This window comes from Pseudomonas sp. MPB23 (assembly GCF_046605395.1).
Taxonomy (GTDB): Bacteria; Pseudomonadota; Gammaproteobacteria; order Pseudomonadales; family Pseudomonadaceae; genus Aquipseudomonas.
This window is the reverse complement of sequence record NZ_CP176771.1, coordinates 1,304,353-1,322,188: the sequence shown is the minus strand read 5'-3', so window position 1 is coordinate 1,322,188 and position 17,836 is coordinate 1,304,353. Positions and strand designations below refer to the sequence as shown.

Here is a 17,836-nt window from a genome sequence, read left to right as displayed (position 1 = left end):
GAACCTTTTTATTGGGCCCGATAAGTCAGGCCCGGTCGCGCGCCAACAACGGTTTCAAGTAATAACCAGTGTGGGACTGCGGCATCTCGGAGACTTGCTCCGGTGTGCCCACCGCAATGATCTGACCTCCCTTGGAACCGCCTTCCGGCCCGAGATCGACCAGCCAGTCGGCGGTCTTGATTACATCGAGATTGTGCTCGATCACCACCACGGTGTTGCCGTGGTCGCGCAGGCGATGCAACACATCCAGCAATTGCTGAATATCCGCGAAGTGCAGGCCCGTGGTCGGTTCGTCGAGGATATACAGGGTTTTGCCCGTATCCCGTTTGGACAGCTCGCGAGACAGCTTCACCCGCTGCGCCTCACCACCGGACAGCGTAGTCGCCGATTGCCCCAGCTTGATGTAAGACAAACCTACATCCATCAGTGTCTGCAGCTTGCGCGCCAACGCCGGGACCGCGTCGAAGAATACCCGTGCTTCCTCGATCGTCATCTCAAGGGTTTCGTGGATGTTCTTGCCCTTGTATTTGATCTCAAGGGTTTCGCGGTTGTAGCGCTTGCTCTTGCACACATCGCACGGCACATAGATGTCCGGAAGGAAGTGCATCTCCACCTTGATCAAGCCATCGCCCTGACAAGCCTCGCAGCGCCCGCCCTTGACGTTGAACGAGAACCGACCCGGCCCGTAGCCCCGTGAACGGGATTCCGGCACACCGGCGAACAGCTCGCGAATCGGTGTGAACAGCCCGGTATAGGTCGCCGGGTTGGAGCGTGGCGTACGGCCAATCGGGCTCTGGTCGATATCGACCACTTTGTCCAGGAGTTCAAGGCCCTTGATGCTGTCATGCGCAGCCGCTTCCAGAGTGGTCGCGCCGTTCAGGGCGGTGGCGCTCAATGGGAACAGCGTGTTGTTGATCAGTGTCGACTTACCCGAGCCGGATACACCGGTTACGCAGGTCAGCAAGCCCAGCGGAATTTCCAGGTCGACATTGCGCAGGTTGTTGCCGCGCGCGCCCTTGAGGTGCAACGCCATCTTCTTGTTGCGTGGCGTGCGCTTGGACGGCACTTCAATCTTCACGCGGCCGGACAGGTACTTGCCGGTCAGTGAGTCTGGATGGGCCATCACCTCGGCAGGCGTACCTTGGGCGACGATATGTCCCCCATGTACGCCGGCACCCGGGCCGATATCGACCACGTAGTCCGCCAGGCGGATCGCGTCTTCATCATGCTCGACCACAATCACGGTGTTGCCGATATCCCGCAGGTGTTTCAGCGTACCCAGCAGGCGATCGTTGTCTCGCTGGTGCAAGCCAATCGACGGTTCATCGAGGATGTACAGCACGCCAACCAGGCCAGCACCGATCTGGCTGGCCAGGCGAATCCGCTGGGCCTCGCCGCCGGACAAGGTATCCGCACTCCGGTCAAGCGACAGGTAATCCAGGCCCACGTTGACCAGGAACTGCAGGCGCTCGCGAATTTCCTTGAGAATCTTGTCGGCAATTTCCCCACGGCGACCAGTCAGCTTGAGCTCGCCGAAGTATTCGCAGGCATCGCCGATCGGCAGGTTGGTCACCGCCGGCAGGGTCTTTTCGCCCACCCATACGTGGCGTGCCTCACGGCGCAGGCGAGTGCCACGGCAATCCGGGCACGGTTGGGTACTGAGGAATTTCGCCAGCTCTTCACGTACGCTCGCCGACTCGGTCTCGCGGTAGCGACGTTCCAGGTTCGGCACGATGCCTTCGAACGGGTGGGAGCGTTTGACGATGTCGCCGCGGTCATTCAGGTACTTGAAGTCGACGTTCTGCGAGCCGCTGCCGTTGAGAATGACCTTCTGTTGATCCGCCGGCAGCTGGTTGAACGGCACTTCCAGGCTGAATTTGTAGTGAGATGCCAACGACCCCAGCATCTGGAAGTAGTAGACGTTACGCCTGTCCCAGCCGCGTATCGCCCCCTCCGCCAGTGTCAGCTCGCCATTGACCAGGCGCTTGATGTCGAAGAACTGCTTCACGCCCAGGCCATCGCAGGTCGGGCACGCGCCGGCCGGGTTGTTGAAGGAAAACAGCTTGGGTTCCAGTTCGCTGATGGCGTGGCCACAGATCGGGCAGGCAAAGCGTGCGGAGAAGATGATTTCTTCGCCCGGCTCGTCATCCATTGGCGCGACCAGCGCAATACCATCCGCCAGTTTCAGCGCTGTCTCGAACGATTCCGCCAGCCGCTGCTGCAGGTCCGCGCGGACCTTGAAACGGTCGACCACGACATCGATGGAGTGCTTCTTCTGTTTGTCGAGCTTCGGCGCTTCGTCCAGCTCATAGAGCTTGCCGTTGATGCGGGCCCGCACAAAACCCTGGGCGCGCAATTCTTCGAATACCGAAAGATGTTCACCCTTGCGTTCGCGAATCACCGGGGCCAACAGCATCAGCTTGGCGCCTTCCGGCTGGGCTAACACCAGGTCGACCATCTGGCTGACGGTCTGGGCTTCCAGCGGAATGTCGTGGTCCGGGCAGCGGGGAATGCCTACGCGAGCATAAAGAAGGCGCAGGTAGTCGTAGATTTCGGTGATGGTGCCCACGGTGGAGCGGGGGTTATGGGAAGTCGACTTCTGTTCGATGGAAATCGCCGGCGACAGGCCTTCAATGGTGTCGACGTCTGGCTTTTCCATCATTGACAGGAACTGGCGGGCGTAGGCCGACAGGGATTCCACATAGCGACGCTGGCCTTCGGCATACAGCGTGTCGAACGCCAGGGACGATTTGCCGGAGCCGGACAAGCCGGTGATGACGATCAGTTTGTCCCGGGGCAGGGTCAGGTCGATGTTCTTCAGGTTGTGGGTTCTAGCCCCACGAATCAGGATCTTGTCCAAGATGGCCTCGCACGGCGGGCATAAATAATGCCGGAGTATACGGCTAAAGACTGGATGAATATACACTGTCAAAAGGCCGCTTGCAGCCTTACATGAAAGCTGCGCGGCAAACCGCCGCATATACCCTCTCAAACGATGGGACTGGTAGAATCGCCGCCGGTTCACACGAGGTTTTTCCATGCACGATCCCCACAGCGAACGCATGAGTAGCGGCGAGACCCGAGCGGCAAGCGGTCTGGCGTTGGTGTTCGCCTTCCGTATGCTTGGCATGTTCATGGTGTTGCCGGTGCTGGCGACCTATGGGATGGATCTCGCAGGTGCGACTCCCGCGTTGATCGGCCTGGCGATTGGCGCCTATGGGCTGACCCAGGCAATTTTTCAGATTCCGTTCGGGATCATTTCCGACCGCATTGGCCGGCGCCCGGTGATCTACCTTGGACTGATCGTATTTGCGCTCGGCAGTGTGCTCGCGGCTCAGTCGGATTCGATCTGGGGCGTGATCGCCGGACGTGTCCTGCAGGGTGCCGGGGCCATTTCCGCGGCGGTCATGGCCTTGCTGTCGGACCTGACCCGCGAACAACACCGCACCAAGGCCATGGCCATGATCGGCATGACCATCGGTCTGTCATTCGCCGTCGCGATGGTGGTCGGCCCGTTGCTGACCCGCGCCTTCGGTTTGCACGGACTGTTCCTGGCCACCGGCGGCATGGCGTTGTTCGGTATCGTGATCGTGGCCTTCATGGTGCCGCGCTCTACCGGCACCTTGCAGCACCGTGAGTCCGGCGTCGCGCGCCAGGCGTTGCTGCCGACCCTCAAGCACCCGGATCTGCTGCGCCTGGATTTAGGTATCTTCGTGTTGCACGCGATGCTGATGTGCAGCTTCGTGGCCTTGCCCCTGGCCCTGGTGCAAAAAGCCGGGCTGCCCAAGGAACAACACTGGTGGGTCTACCTGACCGCGCTGCTGATTTCATTCTTCGCCATGATCCCGTTCATCATCTATGGCGAGAAGAAACGCAAAATGAAACGAGTTTTGCTCGGCGCCGTCGTGACGCTGATGCTCACTGAACTATTCTTCTGGCAGTTCGGCGATAGTCTGCGGGCTCTGGTGATCGGTACGGTGGTGTTCTTCACCGCGTTCAACCTGCTGGAGGCTTCGCTGCCTTCGCTGATCAGTAAAGTTTCACCGGCCGGCGGCAAGGGCACGGCGATGGGGGTGTATTCCACCAGCCAGTTCCTGGGCTCTGCACTGGGCGGCATCATGGGTGGCTGGATGTTCCAGCATGGCGGTTTGTCGGTTGTGTTCCTGGGATGCGCGGGGCTGGCTGCACTTTGGCTGGCCTTTGCTGTTACCATGCGCGAACCTCCCTACGTCACAAGTCTGCGTTTGCCGCTATCGCCTGAGGCGATCCGCGAAAGCGGTCTGGCAGAGCGCCTGAAGGCCGTCGTAGGGGTAACAGATGCAGTCGTCGTTGCTGAAGAGGCGGCCATTTACATCAAATTGGACAGCGAATTATTGGATCGCGCGACGCTCGAGCAACTGGTCAACCCAGTGCCGACAGCGCGCCCAGCTTAGGAGAACGTTATGGCCCGTGGGGTTAACAAAGTCATATTGGTCGGTACATGCGGCCAGGATCCCGAAGTTCGCTACTTGCCTAACGGTAACGCCGTGACCAACCTGAGTCTGGCGACCAGCGAACAGTGGACCGACAAGCAGACCGGCCAGAAGGTCGAAAAAACCGAATGGCACCGTGTGTCGATGTTCGGCAAGGTCGCGGAGATCGCTGGCGAATACCTGCGTAAAGGTTCGCAGGTCTACATCGAAGGCAAACTGCAGACCCGCGAGTGGGAAAAAGACGGCATCAAGCGTTACACCACTGAAATCGTGGTCGACATGCAAGGCACCATGCAACTGCTGGGTGGCCGTCCACAGGGCGACCAACAGGGCCAGGGCGGCATGTCCAACTCGGCACCGCGTCCACAGCAGTCCCGTCCACAGCCAACCCAGCAGCCACAGCGTGAGTCGCGTCCAGCGCCACAGCAGGCCGCTCCGCAACCGGCTCCGGATTTCGACAGCTTTGATGACGATATTCCGTTTTGACTTACACCTGAGAACAAACTGTAAAGTATTGTCCTGAGACCCCCGCCCTGCGGGGGTTTTTCATTTTCGTATAATGTAAAAGCTGATTGTTCGCCATCGACAAGTTTCCTACCATGCAAAAAAGTTAAGAATGGAGGCTTTATGACGCTGTCGGTCAGAAGGTTTACAGGAAGTGATGGGGAACGCCACGCGATGTTGATGGACGAGGCGGGTATGCCTCTCTTCTATCCCGCACTCTGGGTAACCGTGATCCTCCGCGGAGGGGCACGGGCCGTCAACACGATCCATAACGCACTGAGTGCGATCAAATGCCTCTACGCCTGGCAGGATGTCTACGCTTTAGATGTCGAGGAGAGATTTTTCACAGGCGCACTTTTGAACGCTAACGAGGTCCATTCTCTTCGAGATTTCCTGCAAGAGTCTCGGCGGCAGAAGGCAGGCGGGAAGATTGCTCCGTTCTCGCATAAGCGAAAGGCAGTAAGTTCTAGCAGCCAGTATGCCCGGATGACGGTAGCTGCAGAGTATTTTGAGTTTCTTGCTAGACGACTCAGTCCATCATCAGAAGCCGCCGAGAAGCAAATCGCCGCGATGGTGGCCCAGATAAAGGCCAATCGTCCTAATCAAACGACAAAGACGATGGGCGGTGAACGAGACGAAAAACATTTAGAAGATTCGGTTCTGGATGACTTAGAGGCGAAGCTGAAGCCTGGTGCGGAAGATAATCCGTTCAAAGACTATTCCGTCCAATTTCGAAATGCCCTCATGTTCGCCATTCTTCGTACGACCGGGATACGACGCGGAGAACTGCTCAACCTAAAGGTTGACGATATCGATTTTTCGGTGAACATCCTGAGGATCGTTAGACGACCCGATTCACCGCAAGATATACGCCGTTACCAGCCGGTAGCAAAGACACGCGAACGCCAATTTCCTATTGATGCAGAGCTCTCGAACCGCATCCATGAATATGTCGCGCGACACCGCGGCCGGCTCAATGCTGCTAAGAGGCACGGGTATCTTTTTGTTGTTCACAAGGAGGGCCCTTATCAGGGAGCGCCTATGTCTAACTCTGCCTTCAGTAAGTTTATTGAGGGCCTGAAGGCGGTAGTTGGGAATATTCACGCTCACAAACTTCGGCATCATTGGAACTATTCATTTTCAAGCCTGAGCACCGAGAAAGGTTTGTCAGTTGAAAGAGAGGAAAAACTAAGGTCGTACCTGATGGGGTGGGAACCCACGTCTGGTACAGCTGCAATATATAACCGCAGGTATATAAAGAAAGAAGCGGGCGAATCTATGCTGGCGCTTCAACGCAAGATGCTGGCCAAGAAATTGGATAGCACAAATGAACAATAATCCGTTGGAGCTACACACCTTAGCTGCTAAGCGATTTTTTGCGCGGGATGGCTATCAAGTCGAATTCAATGCGTCAAGCTGGAAGCTAAGCAAAGACGTTAGCTTTCCTGTCTCAAATGCTTCTCAATATCTGACATGCCAGATATTCGAGTCGTACAGAGATGTGTTGGCTTTCTTCGCAAAAGGAAATTCTCCGAAGTACGTTGAATCTCTGCACTATCGGGCTGTGCATTATTTTTCTGCGATGAGCGCACTGCCGCTATTCAGCGTTGAGTCAATCATCTCTTATCGTGCCTTGCTTGGACGGAAAGGCGAACCTGCCTTAGCTGTGCTTCGAGCATTCATCAGAAAATGGGCTTCGCTTGGGTATGAAGGTATCCCGCCTGAGACCATCCGTCTTCTATCCAAGTGGCGGCTTTCCAGTGGGGATAAGGGAAACCCCGTGCGCTCGATGTGCCCTGAGCGGGGGCCTCTGACAGATATCGAAATGGAGGCGGTTCTCACGGGCGCTATTAAATCATATGAGGCAGGCCAACTGTCGCTTTCGGATATGTCGCTTGCAATGACCGTGATGATGACGGGGCGTCGACCGAGTCAAATCACGGCGCTCAAAGTTGGCGACTTACACAGCCTCTACGAAAAGTACTACTTGAATGTTCCGCGGGCGAAACAACGTAATGATGGTGGGTGGCGGAAGACGTTCAAGCAAGTGCCAATCGTGGAGGATCTTTGGCTGCAACTGCAGCGGCAGGCTGACCTGGTGTGTCGAGAGTTTGAGATTCTGGAACCGGTAGCTTCCGAACATCGAGATAAGTTGCCTTTGTTTCCAAATTATGCGGCCTTCAATAAATCTGAAGAGTTTGTCGCGCAGCTCGACAGCGACAGACTGCATATGCGAGTTGAAACTCTGCAGAAAACGATGGTCAAAATTGCAGAAAAGATATCGGTAAACAGTGAGCGAACAGGTGCGCCAATTCTGATTAATGCTTACCGCTTTCGCTACACCCTAGGCACTAATCTCGGGCGCGAAGGTAAGGGCGAGTATGTTATCGCAGAGGCGCTTGATCATACAGACACACAGCACACAGGTGTCTATGTCAAAAACTTGCCAGAGATCGTCGAACGAATCGATAAAGCTGTTGCATATCAGCTTGCCCCGATCGCGCAAGCATTTCAGGGGGTTGTAATCAAGACCGAAGATGAGGCGCGACGTGGCGGCGACCTTAGCAGCCGCATTTCGAACGGCACCGAGAACCTGGGAAACTGCGGAAGCTATGGGTTTTGTGGTGCGCTGGCTCCTATCGCCTGCTACACCTGCAGCCACTTCCAGCCTTGGCTCGATGGTCCGCACGAAGGTGTGCTCGACCATCTGCTGCAAGAGCGCGCCAGAATCCTAGATTTAACCAGCGACCGTAAGATTGCTTCGGTCAATGACCGCTTGATTCTTGCCGTCACCGATGTTGCTGTCCGCTGCAAGAAAATGAAAGAGGAGGCAGCTCGTGGCTGAATTACTGCTTTTCACACCGAAACACGAGCGCGACTGCCGTAAGAATCTCGCGGAATTCGTAGAGATGTGCCGCTACCGGCTGACGGTGTTCGGCGAAGACCTGGACTGGGACGCGGACAATTGGCCTGGCGTAGCGAACTTCACCGTAATTGGTGCCAATTCGCGGGGTTTTAAGCCCGAGCATCTTCTGGATAACGAGATAATGCCATTTGCCAAAGCCTATCTTAGATACCAACAAGGGCATAACCCGACAAAACTGAAAAATGAATTAAAGGCACTTCGCTGTATCGAAAAAGCTCTGCTCCAATCGTGCGGCCGTGCTGATATTACATTGGTTAGTGCTCGCGTATTGGACGTTGCGGCGTGTGTTGCCCGGGAATACAAGGCTACCTCGTATCAAGCTGGGATACAGCTCGTTAGGCTGGTTGGGTTCCTCAATGAGTCGAACATCATCCATAAGAACGTTACATGGAGAAATCCGTTTCCGAAGCCCAAGGAGTTGGATAGGACTGACACAGAAGGAAAGCGAAAGAGAGCTGCGAAGATTCCATCACATCAGTGCCTAGAATACATGGCGGAGATTTTTGCGAACGATCCGCAGGATCCTCGGGACCGTTTTACTTCTTCAATCTTTGGTCTTCTGATGTGCGCGCCGTCGCGGATCGCCGAAGCCCAATATTTACCAGTCAATTGCTTGCATCATGAGGAGGATAGCCAAGGCGTCAAGCGAATGGGGCTTCGATGGTGGGCGGGCAAAGGATTCGGATGTGACATCAAATGGATACCTACCATATTCAAGGATGTAGCCCAAGAGGCGGTCAGGCGATTGACAGTTCTCTCCGAATCAGGCCGGCAGTTGGCGCGATACTACGAGGGGAGTCCGGACAAATTCTACCGGCATCAATGTTGCCCTGACGTTGATGAAAATGAACCACTTACTCTACGGAAGATTGAGGAGGCGCTAGGGCTGAAACCGAACGAAGGTAATTCAATCACGCAGTTCTTCAAAAACTATGAGCCGTACCGTGCGCTTCGCAACGCCGGAGGACCAGTAACGCTGGCATTTCTGCACAGCTATTGCCTTAGCCAGCTTCCAAAAGGTTGGCCGTGGTTGAGAAAGGACTTAGGCGTTAAGTACTCGGATGCACTCTGCTGTTTTCGAGCTCATGAACTTCGTACCGATTTAAATACGAGCCCCGTATTGCTCTGGTTTCCAGATAGTAATGCGTTCACAGATGATTTGAAGGTGGTGGTTGGTCGGAAGAAAAAGAGTATTTGGCAGCGGCATGGTTACAGGAATCCTGATGCATCGACAATACACATGACCTCGCACCAAATTCGACACTTTCTCAATACAGCAGCCCAACGTGGAGACCTTGGTCAGTTAGATATCGCAAAATGGTCTGGAAGGGCAAATATTCATCAGAACCCTGTCTACAACCATATGGCGGATGTTGAGTATGTGGCGGTCGCACGGGAAGCTGGTATCGGCAAAGGGCTTGTCGAGAAAATCAAGGTTAACGCGCCGGTCACATTCAGCGATCTGCAGGCTGTCGGCGAAGGGGTGGCGCATGTCACCGAGTTCGGCTTCTGCGTCCACGATTATTCGATGGTTCCATGCCAGCTTCATCGTGATTGCTTGAACTGTACGGAGCAAGTGTGCGTTAAGGGCGATGCCGAAAAACTAGAGCGCTTGAAACTGCTGCGTGTCGGTATTCATTTGCAGTTGGAAAAAGCTAAGGTCGCCTCGACCGAAGGTATATATGGTTCGGATCGATGGACGCAACACCAACGTAATACGTTGGAACGAGCGGACGCACTTATTGACTTGCTGGTATCGCCTCAGACGCCGATGGGCTCACTCATTCGGCTTAGCAATAATCAGGCGCACAGTCCTCTCAAGAGGGCTATCGCTGCGCGCTCATCGGAGCTTGGGCTGAATCAGTCGCCGGTCCCCGATATCGATGAAGTTCGTTTGCTTTTGAAGGGAGTTTAGATATGGCGAAACATCTCACTGTAAGAAACATTGATGTGCTCGTTGCACTGATTGACGCTTGGGAAGGAAAATTGACTTGGGAGGCCGTATGTGATGAAGGGGCGAAAGTTATTGGCTCACGCCCTACACGACAGACGTTGAACGCTCATGAGAAGGTAAAGACAGCCTATTTAAGCCGAAAGGCTAGAATGAAAGCTGGTCATGTTCCTACTAAAAGACCGGCTAGTTTAAATATTGCAGAACAGCGAATTCGACGGTTGGAGGGCGAGAATAATCGTTTAAAAGACGAAAATGAAAGGTTGCTAGAGCGGTTTGCGAGATGGCAATACAACGTTTATAAACACGGAATGTCAAAGGAGATGTTGGATGCTCCATTACCGCCTGTTGATCGCGATTCGTCGGAGAGGCCGAAGACTTGACTTAATTAAGTTCGTGCCCTTGAGTTGGATTTTATTTCAGGCGAGATTTGCTCTAAGCAAACTGAAAAATCTGAAGTTTCAACTTGGCGTCCGTCTAAAGATACATATAAAATCAGCTTCTTAGCTGGTAGTTGGACAAGCATTCGGGTCCTTTGCAGCACTTTTTTAGTTGTAAATAAATTACGTAGGCACGTCCGAGCGAATGCCTAACTCTATTTCAAGAGCTTGGATAACAGATAGAACGGTCTTAAACGAGGGGTCTTCTTCTCCCAAAAGAAAGTCTGGCATGGGGTCAGGTTTTTCTTTGATTTTTTTAGAAACTAACGCCACTCCTCTGGCGCGAACTGCCATTCTTAAGAAATTAACTATAAAATTCGCATCTCCAGTCTTCAGTACATCATCGAATAGTACTTTTAAGTCTTCAGAATTTTTAAGGTAGGCAGTAAGATTGTAGTTGTTTAGTTTTTCTGTCATTTGTAAAGGTCCCATGCAGATGCTTAGTAATTTGAGGCATGCTACCAGCAAAACTCGTGACGTAAATGCATTAGAGGGTAGCTCATCCCTGAACGATATCGTGCAAGGATGAGCTAACATAGCTCACCGGTCGCATCATGAATGATGGTGAACCGTTTTAGAGCCGAGGTAGCATCGCAGCAAACGTGGGGTCGTCAAGAAGGACTCTCCTAAGCATCAGGTACGCCGTATCGTCCTCGCTATCGTCTGGAGCCTGTGAATCAGAATGTTTCGGAGCGATTTGCTTCTTCTGACAGTGGGGACGTCGCGATGCTCTGAGCCGGATGGGGATGATGTGTCGCTAGACTAAGGCTTGAACTCAGAGGGGCCGAGGGGCCAATCAATTTTCTCCCCGTCTGGGATTGATAGCTTTAGCTATAGGGCCAGTCACCTCTTTCTTTGCAAGGGTTCATGGTGTCAAATCACCGGCTGCCCTCGCAGGCAGGTTTATGCTTCATTTTGAAGGATATTCCTACATGCGCAGCGGAATATTTCTGGGATTTCCCGAACCCCCGAGTAATCGGTCCGAGGCTGAATTACCGGTTATTATGAACTTGTAGGAATTAAGTCACAATAGGGTGTACAGAACGCATTAATTTTAAATTGCAGAAATTTGTTGCCACTGCTCAATATATGTCATATCCGCATCTATTGATGACAGCAAGGCTTCGCAAGTTTTTTTGCTCTCGACAAAGTTGTCTATGGTTTCTGCTTTTGCGTGCGTCATAAATTGCACGTCATCCAATTTTCGGTTGGCCATATTAAGTTTTTTTTCTAGAAGCTCTTTTTCTGAAAGTAGCGCTGCGCATAAATCATCAGGAAATAGCTGATACTCTAGCTTGGTGATTGCTGTGAAAATATCTTTAACTTCAGAGCTTGTTTTGGAGTGAACAAAGTTTAGTCCGGTTTCATCAAATGCATGGTGCTCCTGATTTTGACCCCTCCAGTTGATGAGGTCTTTCTTTATAGTATTTAGGTAGGTGGTATCCTTGGCCACGGCTGCTTCAATCAGGTCGTACATCGACTCCAAGCTAATTTCCAACAGGTTGTTAGGCTTGAGATGTCGCTCTGTAAATACACCGGTTATCGAGCATTTGTTAGTTATGCAATACTTTACTACTATGGTTTCTAGCCATATGCGACAGTATACTAGGGCTTGTCTTACATCTGATACGGTAAGTGCTGCTTGCACTTTGCTTGAAAACCCAGAACTGTATTCAATTATTGTCAGCCCTTTGTTGGTGTACTTTAAGGTCCTGCTATTAAAAGTTTCGTTGCTCTTCTCTGGTGCTCCCGTGTTGCAGTACCTTTCCCAGAATAAACGATCATGGGTTGTGATGATTTGTTGAGTGGATTTTAAGTACGGATCGTTAAACATTAGTTTGATTATGTTAGCTCGATGGTCGGAATCTATAGCATTTACAACGTCATCAAATACGATAAAGGGATATTTGTACTTTTCTGCAACTGCGAGTAAAAGTGCTAACCCCAGTGACCTAAGGTGGCCCTCGCTAAGAGAGGAAAATGCATCGTGTACTAAATTATCCGCTAAGCGAATTTTGATTCTGTATCCTGTTGTCTGCCTGTCAAATTTTATAGCATAGATTTTTTCGCAATCATCATCGTGTTCGTTGATCTTCTGATAATAGTACGTGGCTTTATTTTCAATGCCGGTTATTTGACTTTCTTCAACCTCTAGCTTGTACTTTAAAAGGTCACTATACAATGTCTGATATTGGGATTGAATGTCAGTGAGTAGGTTGTTGTATTCATTTTCAGTGTTTAGGTCATGGTTATATAGTTTTAGTGTGCCGTAGAACTCCCTCAGTGTGCCTGCAAGACCTCGAATTCGTTTCAATGAGTCTTGAACAGCGCTTTTTTTAATTTGTATGTTTAGTATTGATGCTTGCAGTGCATCTATCTGTGATTGTTTTTCTAGATGTAGCGTGTTGTTGTCTTTTCCTTGTAGTACCATTTCGTGGCATTTTTCTAGGTAAGCTAATATTTCATTTTTGTTCGACGTAAGCCATTCAATTCCGAGAGCTACAAGTGATCTATGCTCTGAAGGTAAGAGCGTATGCATGTTGAGAGCTGCTAAGTTTTCTATATTCGTGGCAAAATCACTTAGAGCTATCCCTTTTGTATTGTTCTCTTGTGTTGCGTTGATTAGGCTTTTTATGATTTTGGTGCACGTTATTAATTTCCCTTCGTTTACTTTAAGGCCCTCTTGCAATGCTTTCAAAGCCTCAAAGCGATTTAGTTCTTTTTTGGCTCGAATGAAAGGATTCTCTACTGTGTCATCAACCGGCGTTAAGCAAGCGGGGCATCTTAGATTTTCATCTTGTGATTCCCCTATTTTATCAACCGCCTCGAACAATTTTTGGAAGTCAATCTCTGATAGATTATCCGCTAGATCTGCTATAGACGTGTCATAAGAGAATACGGCTTTACGCAGTGTTCGCAACACTGCTTCATATCTGTGCTTAGTGATGTATTGTGGGAGAGAAAGTTTTTTAAGGTTTCTAAGTTTATCTTCCTTATATGCGAGAAGACGTTTTTTATATTCAAACCGTTTTCCCATTTCGAATCGGTCGTAGCGATCTATTCCAAGCTCTAAACATATTTCCTTTCTGTTGTTGCATATTTCTTGGAGGTGTTGTTTTTTTGTGTCTAGTTGTTCTCTATGACGGTTTTTTAAGATTTCAATTTTTTCTTTAGTTGAATATGATTTTAGGTGATCCAAATTAAAGCTTTTTGGAAGCACAAAGCGCTGTATTAGCTCCTCAATTTCCTCAAGCCCAAATAGGGCTGCTAATACATCGCGTTCGACAAAGCTAGTATCTTTTGAACCTAGAAGTGAAAATTCTTGAAGTCGATTCCGATCTATAAAACAAGTAGACCATTGGGGGCTGCTTACAAAGTTAGAACCATCCGATGCCTTAAGAACCAGATTTACCTTTTCTTGGCCGCGACGAATATATTCATTAAGCTTTGTATGGCGGCGATCAGCTTCCTTTAACGAACCTGTAACGATGTACTCAATGGCCTCACATAGGGAAGTCTTTCCGCCACCATTTGGCGCATAAAATATATTCTTCCCCGATGAAAACTTAATGTAGGTGCCTTTGTCGTCGCTAGGCAGAGATCCAAACCCGCGGAAGTTCTTTACCCTCATCGCACCGAGAGATTTTAACTCTATTGGGCTAGCTAATGTAAGCGCTTGACGGCTATTTAAAAGTTTGGCGTATTTTTCCTTGCGGCGAGTAATGTTGATTTTTAATATGTCTCTTCCCCGTTTACTTAGTTCGTCCTTTATTTTGTCACTTAACTTGCCTTTCTCTAGTTTTCTCGAAAATACAATCCATAAAGAAATTAGATAGCCTTGTGATTTGTCATCGAGATTTGCTTGGGCAAACTGTTCAATATGAAGCGCCATGCTTTTCTCGCTTTGGTTATTGAGTGGTGTGTTTTTTATCAGTCAATATTATTAAGGTTTCTGGCCGGCCAAGCTGGCAGTAATTCATCGTCTCCATCATTGGATGGTGATTTTTTATCTGGTCGATAAAGTGGCTAGGGGGTAGTGATGTCAGTTTGGCTAGCTTTTCAAGAATATCTTCGTGCCAATTCGGGTTTAGTGAGTTTATATTCTTACTTGCCTGAAGGTGAATTTCGTTATATTGGATGTCACTAATCAGTGCTAAGTCGTCTCTGAAATAATGGAGCATGTCTGTTGTGTAGGACATTTTAAAAAAGGTACTGATCATGCTTCGCCAGGAAATTGCATTAAAGTCTAGTGCCTTTAAGACTGGCAGGAAGCTGTCTATCCTAAACAAAATCCTAGCCATGAAGATTGCAGACCGCGTCGCTTCTACGGGTAAAAATGTTCCAATAACACTAAGTGCACCTGATCGAAGTAGTCCATTAGCTACAGATGCATGGGAGCCGTTTATTGGGCTAGTCAGGCATGCACTGAGCATAACTATAGGTGGGATTCTTGCTTTTTCGTATAAGTCCCATGTATTTAACTTCTCCTCCCCGATTGCAAGCCAACTAATTCCCTCAGGACCGTCATGGTCGCCATGACAGTCAAAAATCACAATCGCACCGCTGTAGCTATTCAATGCAGATATTGTTTCTTCGATTGTTTCGACGTCAATGAATTCTACGGTGAGGCCATGCTTGAACGGGAAGGTTTCAGTTGCTACTTGAAGATAGTTTTTAATTGGGTCGCATGGTCGGAATGAGCGTATTACTAATATATTCAGCAGTGAGTTTTTGTGTATGTATTTTTTCTGCCCTGCGAAGCTGAGTTGCATCAGCATGTTTCCCGGTGTTGCTGGTATCTTCGATACTTCGTGACTAATCATTAGCGGTAGCTTGTCGAAGTATAGCCACTCTATTGGGGCGTCGCTTATTATCTTGCAAGCGCCGCTTTTCGTATTTATGTAATTGATCAGTTTTTTGTCTATGTCGCCGACGAAGTCTTCCGATATTTTTCTAAAGGCTTGCTGGAATTTTTGGCTTGAATTAGGGTTCTCTTTTTGCGAAAGCTGTTCAATTTCCTTAAGCTGTTTCGATCTGAGATTTACACTATTAGGTAGCCGAATTGCGGGTAAAAACTCACTGGTGGCTATGAAGGCCGCACAAAGGTTCGTTATAAAAAGCTCTTTTTGTCGTGTAGCTATTATTAAATGAGCCATCGGGTCATGATATGGATTGTTTTCGTCAGCTCCTTCAACGGATATTCCAGAGTATTGACGGTTTTTGAATATTCCATTTTTATTAATTTGCGGTGCCATTTTAATTTTACTTTTCGTAAGATTTGATTCCAGTAAATGCCATTCATGTCTTGGTATTTTGTAAATATGGATGGTGCATATAACACGACTTCTTGGCGGCCGTCATATATTTTGGTGTTTATTATGTTGAATATTGAGTCCGCGTTTTCCAGCATTGCGTCTACATAAGAGTCAGGGTTGGATGCGATTAAGGTTTCTGAATCTGTAAATTCAAAGCCCAGGGCGTGGTGTGTTAGTTCTCCAGCTAGTGTGACGCCGGAAGAGCGATTAGGGAAAGGAACCTTGAGGTTGTAAGTGTTCCTGGTTTTTTTCGACGGGTGTTGGCCTGTTCTGTGTAAGTGAACTGATATGTATTGATCGAGTAATTGGGATAAGGGTGTGGTTTGGTTTTGAAGGTTTATTACGTCATAGGTGTCATGATCGATGAGGCTTACAATGAGTGGAGGATATTTAAACTTTTTACAGGCTCGTATGACGGTTTCTAAATCTACCGGGCGACAAAAGAAAATGCAAAAGCGCTCGCTATGTGTGTCAGGAACGGAATCTATATACGAGGCGCTTATAGGAGTTGCATTCTTGAAAGAAGATTCGCGCCTTGATTCAAGTAGTTGTTCATATGTATAAAAAATTTCAAATGGAGTATTTGGTGCGCAGCACAGGGCGTGAAATATGTAGTGGTCAACTAATCCCGGACACGACGTTAAGTTTTTTCTCGGCCTGAGCCGGTGGCAGCCCACCATTAAATTGGTGCGGTCGAATCCAGTTGTACCGGTGCATCAAAAAATGGCTGATATCCCGCTGAGCTTGTTGGACGGTCGTGTAGCCCATGGTCGGTATCCACTCGGTTTTCAGGCTCCTGAACACCCGCTCCATCGGCGCGTTATCCCAACAATTTCCTCGCCGGCTCATGCTCTGACGCATGCGATATCGCCAAAGGCGCTGACGAAAACTCCGGCTTCCATATTGCGAGCCTTGGTCGGAGTGGAACAGCAAACCCTGAGGCTTCCCTCGCTGCTCGTAAGCCATGTCCAAGGCCTTGATGACCAAGTCGGCATCCGGCTTTCCCGACAATGCCCAGCCCACAACACGGCGGGCAAAAAGGTCCAGCACAACCGCCAGATACTGCCATTTCCCTTGAGCCCAGATGTAAGTGATATCGCCACACCAGACGTGGTCAGGAGCGGGCACATCAAACTCCCGGTTCAAAATATTAGGAATGTCGGGCCGCTCGACCGTCGCCTTTTTGTAAGCATGCGATCCCGGCTGTTTGCTGACCAACTCCAGCTCGCGCATCAGGCTGCGCACTTTGAATCGCCCGATCTGCTCGCCGTCGTCCTGCATCATGGCCATGATGCTACGGCTACCGGGAGCACTGCGGCCTTGGGTGAACAACTCGTTCACCCGACTGCGCAATCGAAGGCGTTCTACATCCGGTGTGCGGCGCCTGAGACGCCGAGCGTAGTAGCACGAGCGGGTCACTTCAAACACCATGCACAGCCAATCAACCGGCTCGTGGATGCTCAACTGGTCAATCAGCGCGAACGCTCGAGATCTTCCGACATCAAGAGCGCGGTAGCCTTTTTTAAGATCGATTTTTCCCGCTCAAGGCGAGCAATTCGGGCTTCCAGCTCTTGGATTTTCTGCTGCTCCGGGGTCAGCGCTTTGCTCTGCGGGGTGACGCCCGTGCGTTCTTGTTGCACCTGGTCGACCCATCGGCGCAAAGCCGACTCCCCAATACCAAGCGAGCGGCTGGCCTCAATGAAGCTGTAATCCTGCTTGAGAACGAGGTCGGCAGCCTCGCGTTTGAATTCAGGGGAAAAGGTACGGCGTTGTTTGGTCATCTGACACCTCGTTCTGGCGAGCATTCTCGCCTAAATGGATGTCCGGAATCATTAGACCACTACAATAACAGTATTGATTCTGCTTCTGCTAACCCAGGATGGAACCCCTGAAAGGTAGTGAATTTTTCTTCCGTGAGGGCAGGGATTACAAAAAAATAGTGAATTTCTTCCATGATGACTCCGCTAAGCGTGTTGATCCAGCTATCGAAGCTTAGCTCGGGCAATGTCTATATGCTATTACACGCTCATAGGGAGAACCAAACAGCCAGTCCGATGTGGCTGATCTCTATGGGCACAATGCCATCATTCAGATACCATTTGCATCAATCGGGATACAGGGACAAGCCTACGGGACTTATCTGTGTCTGAAGCTAGCACTGACAGCGTTTATTAAAAGCCAGCAGGAGCTGTGGCTGAGACGAGCTGGTTGCCAAGGAGGCACTATTC

The 17,836-nt window shown here is 50.2% G+C and carries 11 protein-coding genes; 6 read left to right on the top strand and 5 right to left on the bottom strand.

Going from position 1 to position 17,836, the window contains the following annotated elements; translation table 11 throughout:
- Positions 1-25: 25 nt before the first annotated feature.
- The gene (uvrA, locus tag ACLH0J_RS05985) at positions 26-2,860 is read right to left on the bottom strand and encodes an excinuclease ABC subunit UvrA (protein WP_411391250.1); all 2,835 of its coding nucleotides are present in this window, start codon (positions 2,858-2,860) and stop codon (positions 26-28) included.
- 178 nt (positions 2,861-3,038) lie between these two features.
- Between uvrA and ACLH0J_RS05980 the strand changes: the two genes are divergently transcribed.
- The 6 genes from ACLH0J_RS05980 to ACLH0J_RS05955 all read left to right on the top strand — a co-directional run bounded on the left by ACLH0J_RS05980 (position 3,039) and on the right by ACLH0J_RS05955 (position 10,236).
- Positions 3,039-4,433, top strand: coding sequence for an MFS transporter (locus ACLH0J_RS05980; RefSeq protein WP_411391249.1), 1,395 nt, complete (start codon positions 3,039-3,041; stop codon positions 4,431-4,433).
- 9 nt (positions 4,434-4,442) lie between these two features.
- Complete coding sequence (locus tag ACLH0J_RS05975; protein WP_078835309.1) at positions 4,443-4,958, top strand: single-stranded DNA-binding protein; 516 nt, start codon at positions 4,443-4,445, stop codon at positions 4,956-4,958.
- 141 nt (positions 4,959-5,099) lie between these two features.
- A complete protein-coding gene (locus tag ACLH0J_RS05970) occupies positions 5,100-6,314 on the top strand; it encodes a site-specific integrase (protein ID WP_169866329.1) in 1,215 nt (404 codons plus the stop codon).
- Positions 6,304-7,821 carry a site-specific integrase gene (locus ACLH0J_RS05965; RefSeq protein ID WP_254989507.1) on the top strand — a complete coding sequence of 506 codons (1,518 nt, stop codon included), beginning with the start codon at positions 6,304-6,306 and terminating at the stop codon, positions 7,819-7,821. The genes ACLH0J_RS05970 and ACLH0J_RS05965 overlap by 11 nt, the downstream gene beginning before the upstream one ends.
- Entirely contained in the window at positions 7,814-9,817 is a 2,004-nt protein-coding gene (locus ACLH0J_RS05960; RefSeq protein ID WP_254989506.1) for an integrase, read from the top strand. Before ACLH0J_RS05965 ends, ACLH0J_RS05960 begins: the two co-directional genes overlap by 8 nt.
- Before the next feature lie 2 nt (positions 9,818-9,819).
- Complete coding sequence (locus tag ACLH0J_RS05955; RefSeq protein ID WP_254989505.1) at positions 9,820-10,236, top strand: hypothetical protein; 417 nt, start codon at positions 9,820-9,822, stop codon at positions 10,234-10,236.
- 180 nt (positions 10,237-10,416) lie between these two features.
- Here the strand turns inward: ACLH0J_RS05955 and ACLH0J_RS05950 are convergent, their stop codons facing one another.
- The 4 genes from ACLH0J_RS05950 to ACLH0J_RS05935 form a co-directional block, all read right to left on the bottom strand.
- A complete protein-coding gene (locus tag ACLH0J_RS05950; protein ID WP_254989504.1) occupies positions 10,417-10,710 on the bottom strand; it encodes a hypothetical protein in 294 nt (97 codons plus the stop codon).
- A 637-nt stretch (positions 10,711-11,347) separates the two neighbouring features.
- The gene (locus ACLH0J_RS05945; protein WP_411391248.1) at positions 11,348-14,185 is read right to left on the bottom strand and encodes an AAA family ATPase; all 2,838 of its coding nucleotides are present in this window, start codon (positions 14,183-14,185) and stop codon (positions 11,348-11,350) included.
- A gap of 16 nt (positions 14,186-14,201) precedes the next feature.
- Positions 14,202-15,548 carry a CHAT domain-containing protein gene (locus ACLH0J_RS05940; protein WP_411391247.1) on the bottom strand — a complete coding sequence of 449 codons (1,347 nt, stop codon included), beginning with the start codon at positions 15,546-15,548 and terminating at the stop codon, positions 14,202-14,204.
- Positions 15,549-16,226: 678 nt separating this feature from the next.
- Positions 16,227-17,389, bottom strand: a protein-coding gene (locus tag ACLH0J_RS05935; RefSeq protein ID WP_340135116.1) for an IS3 family transposase whose coding sequence is annotated in 2 segments (ribosomal slippage) — positions 16,227-17,137 and positions 17,137-17,389 — 1,164 coding nt in all. Because the reading frame shifts where the segments join, the coding sequence is not laid out codon by codon here.
- Positions 17,390-17,836: the final 447 nt, after the last annotated feature.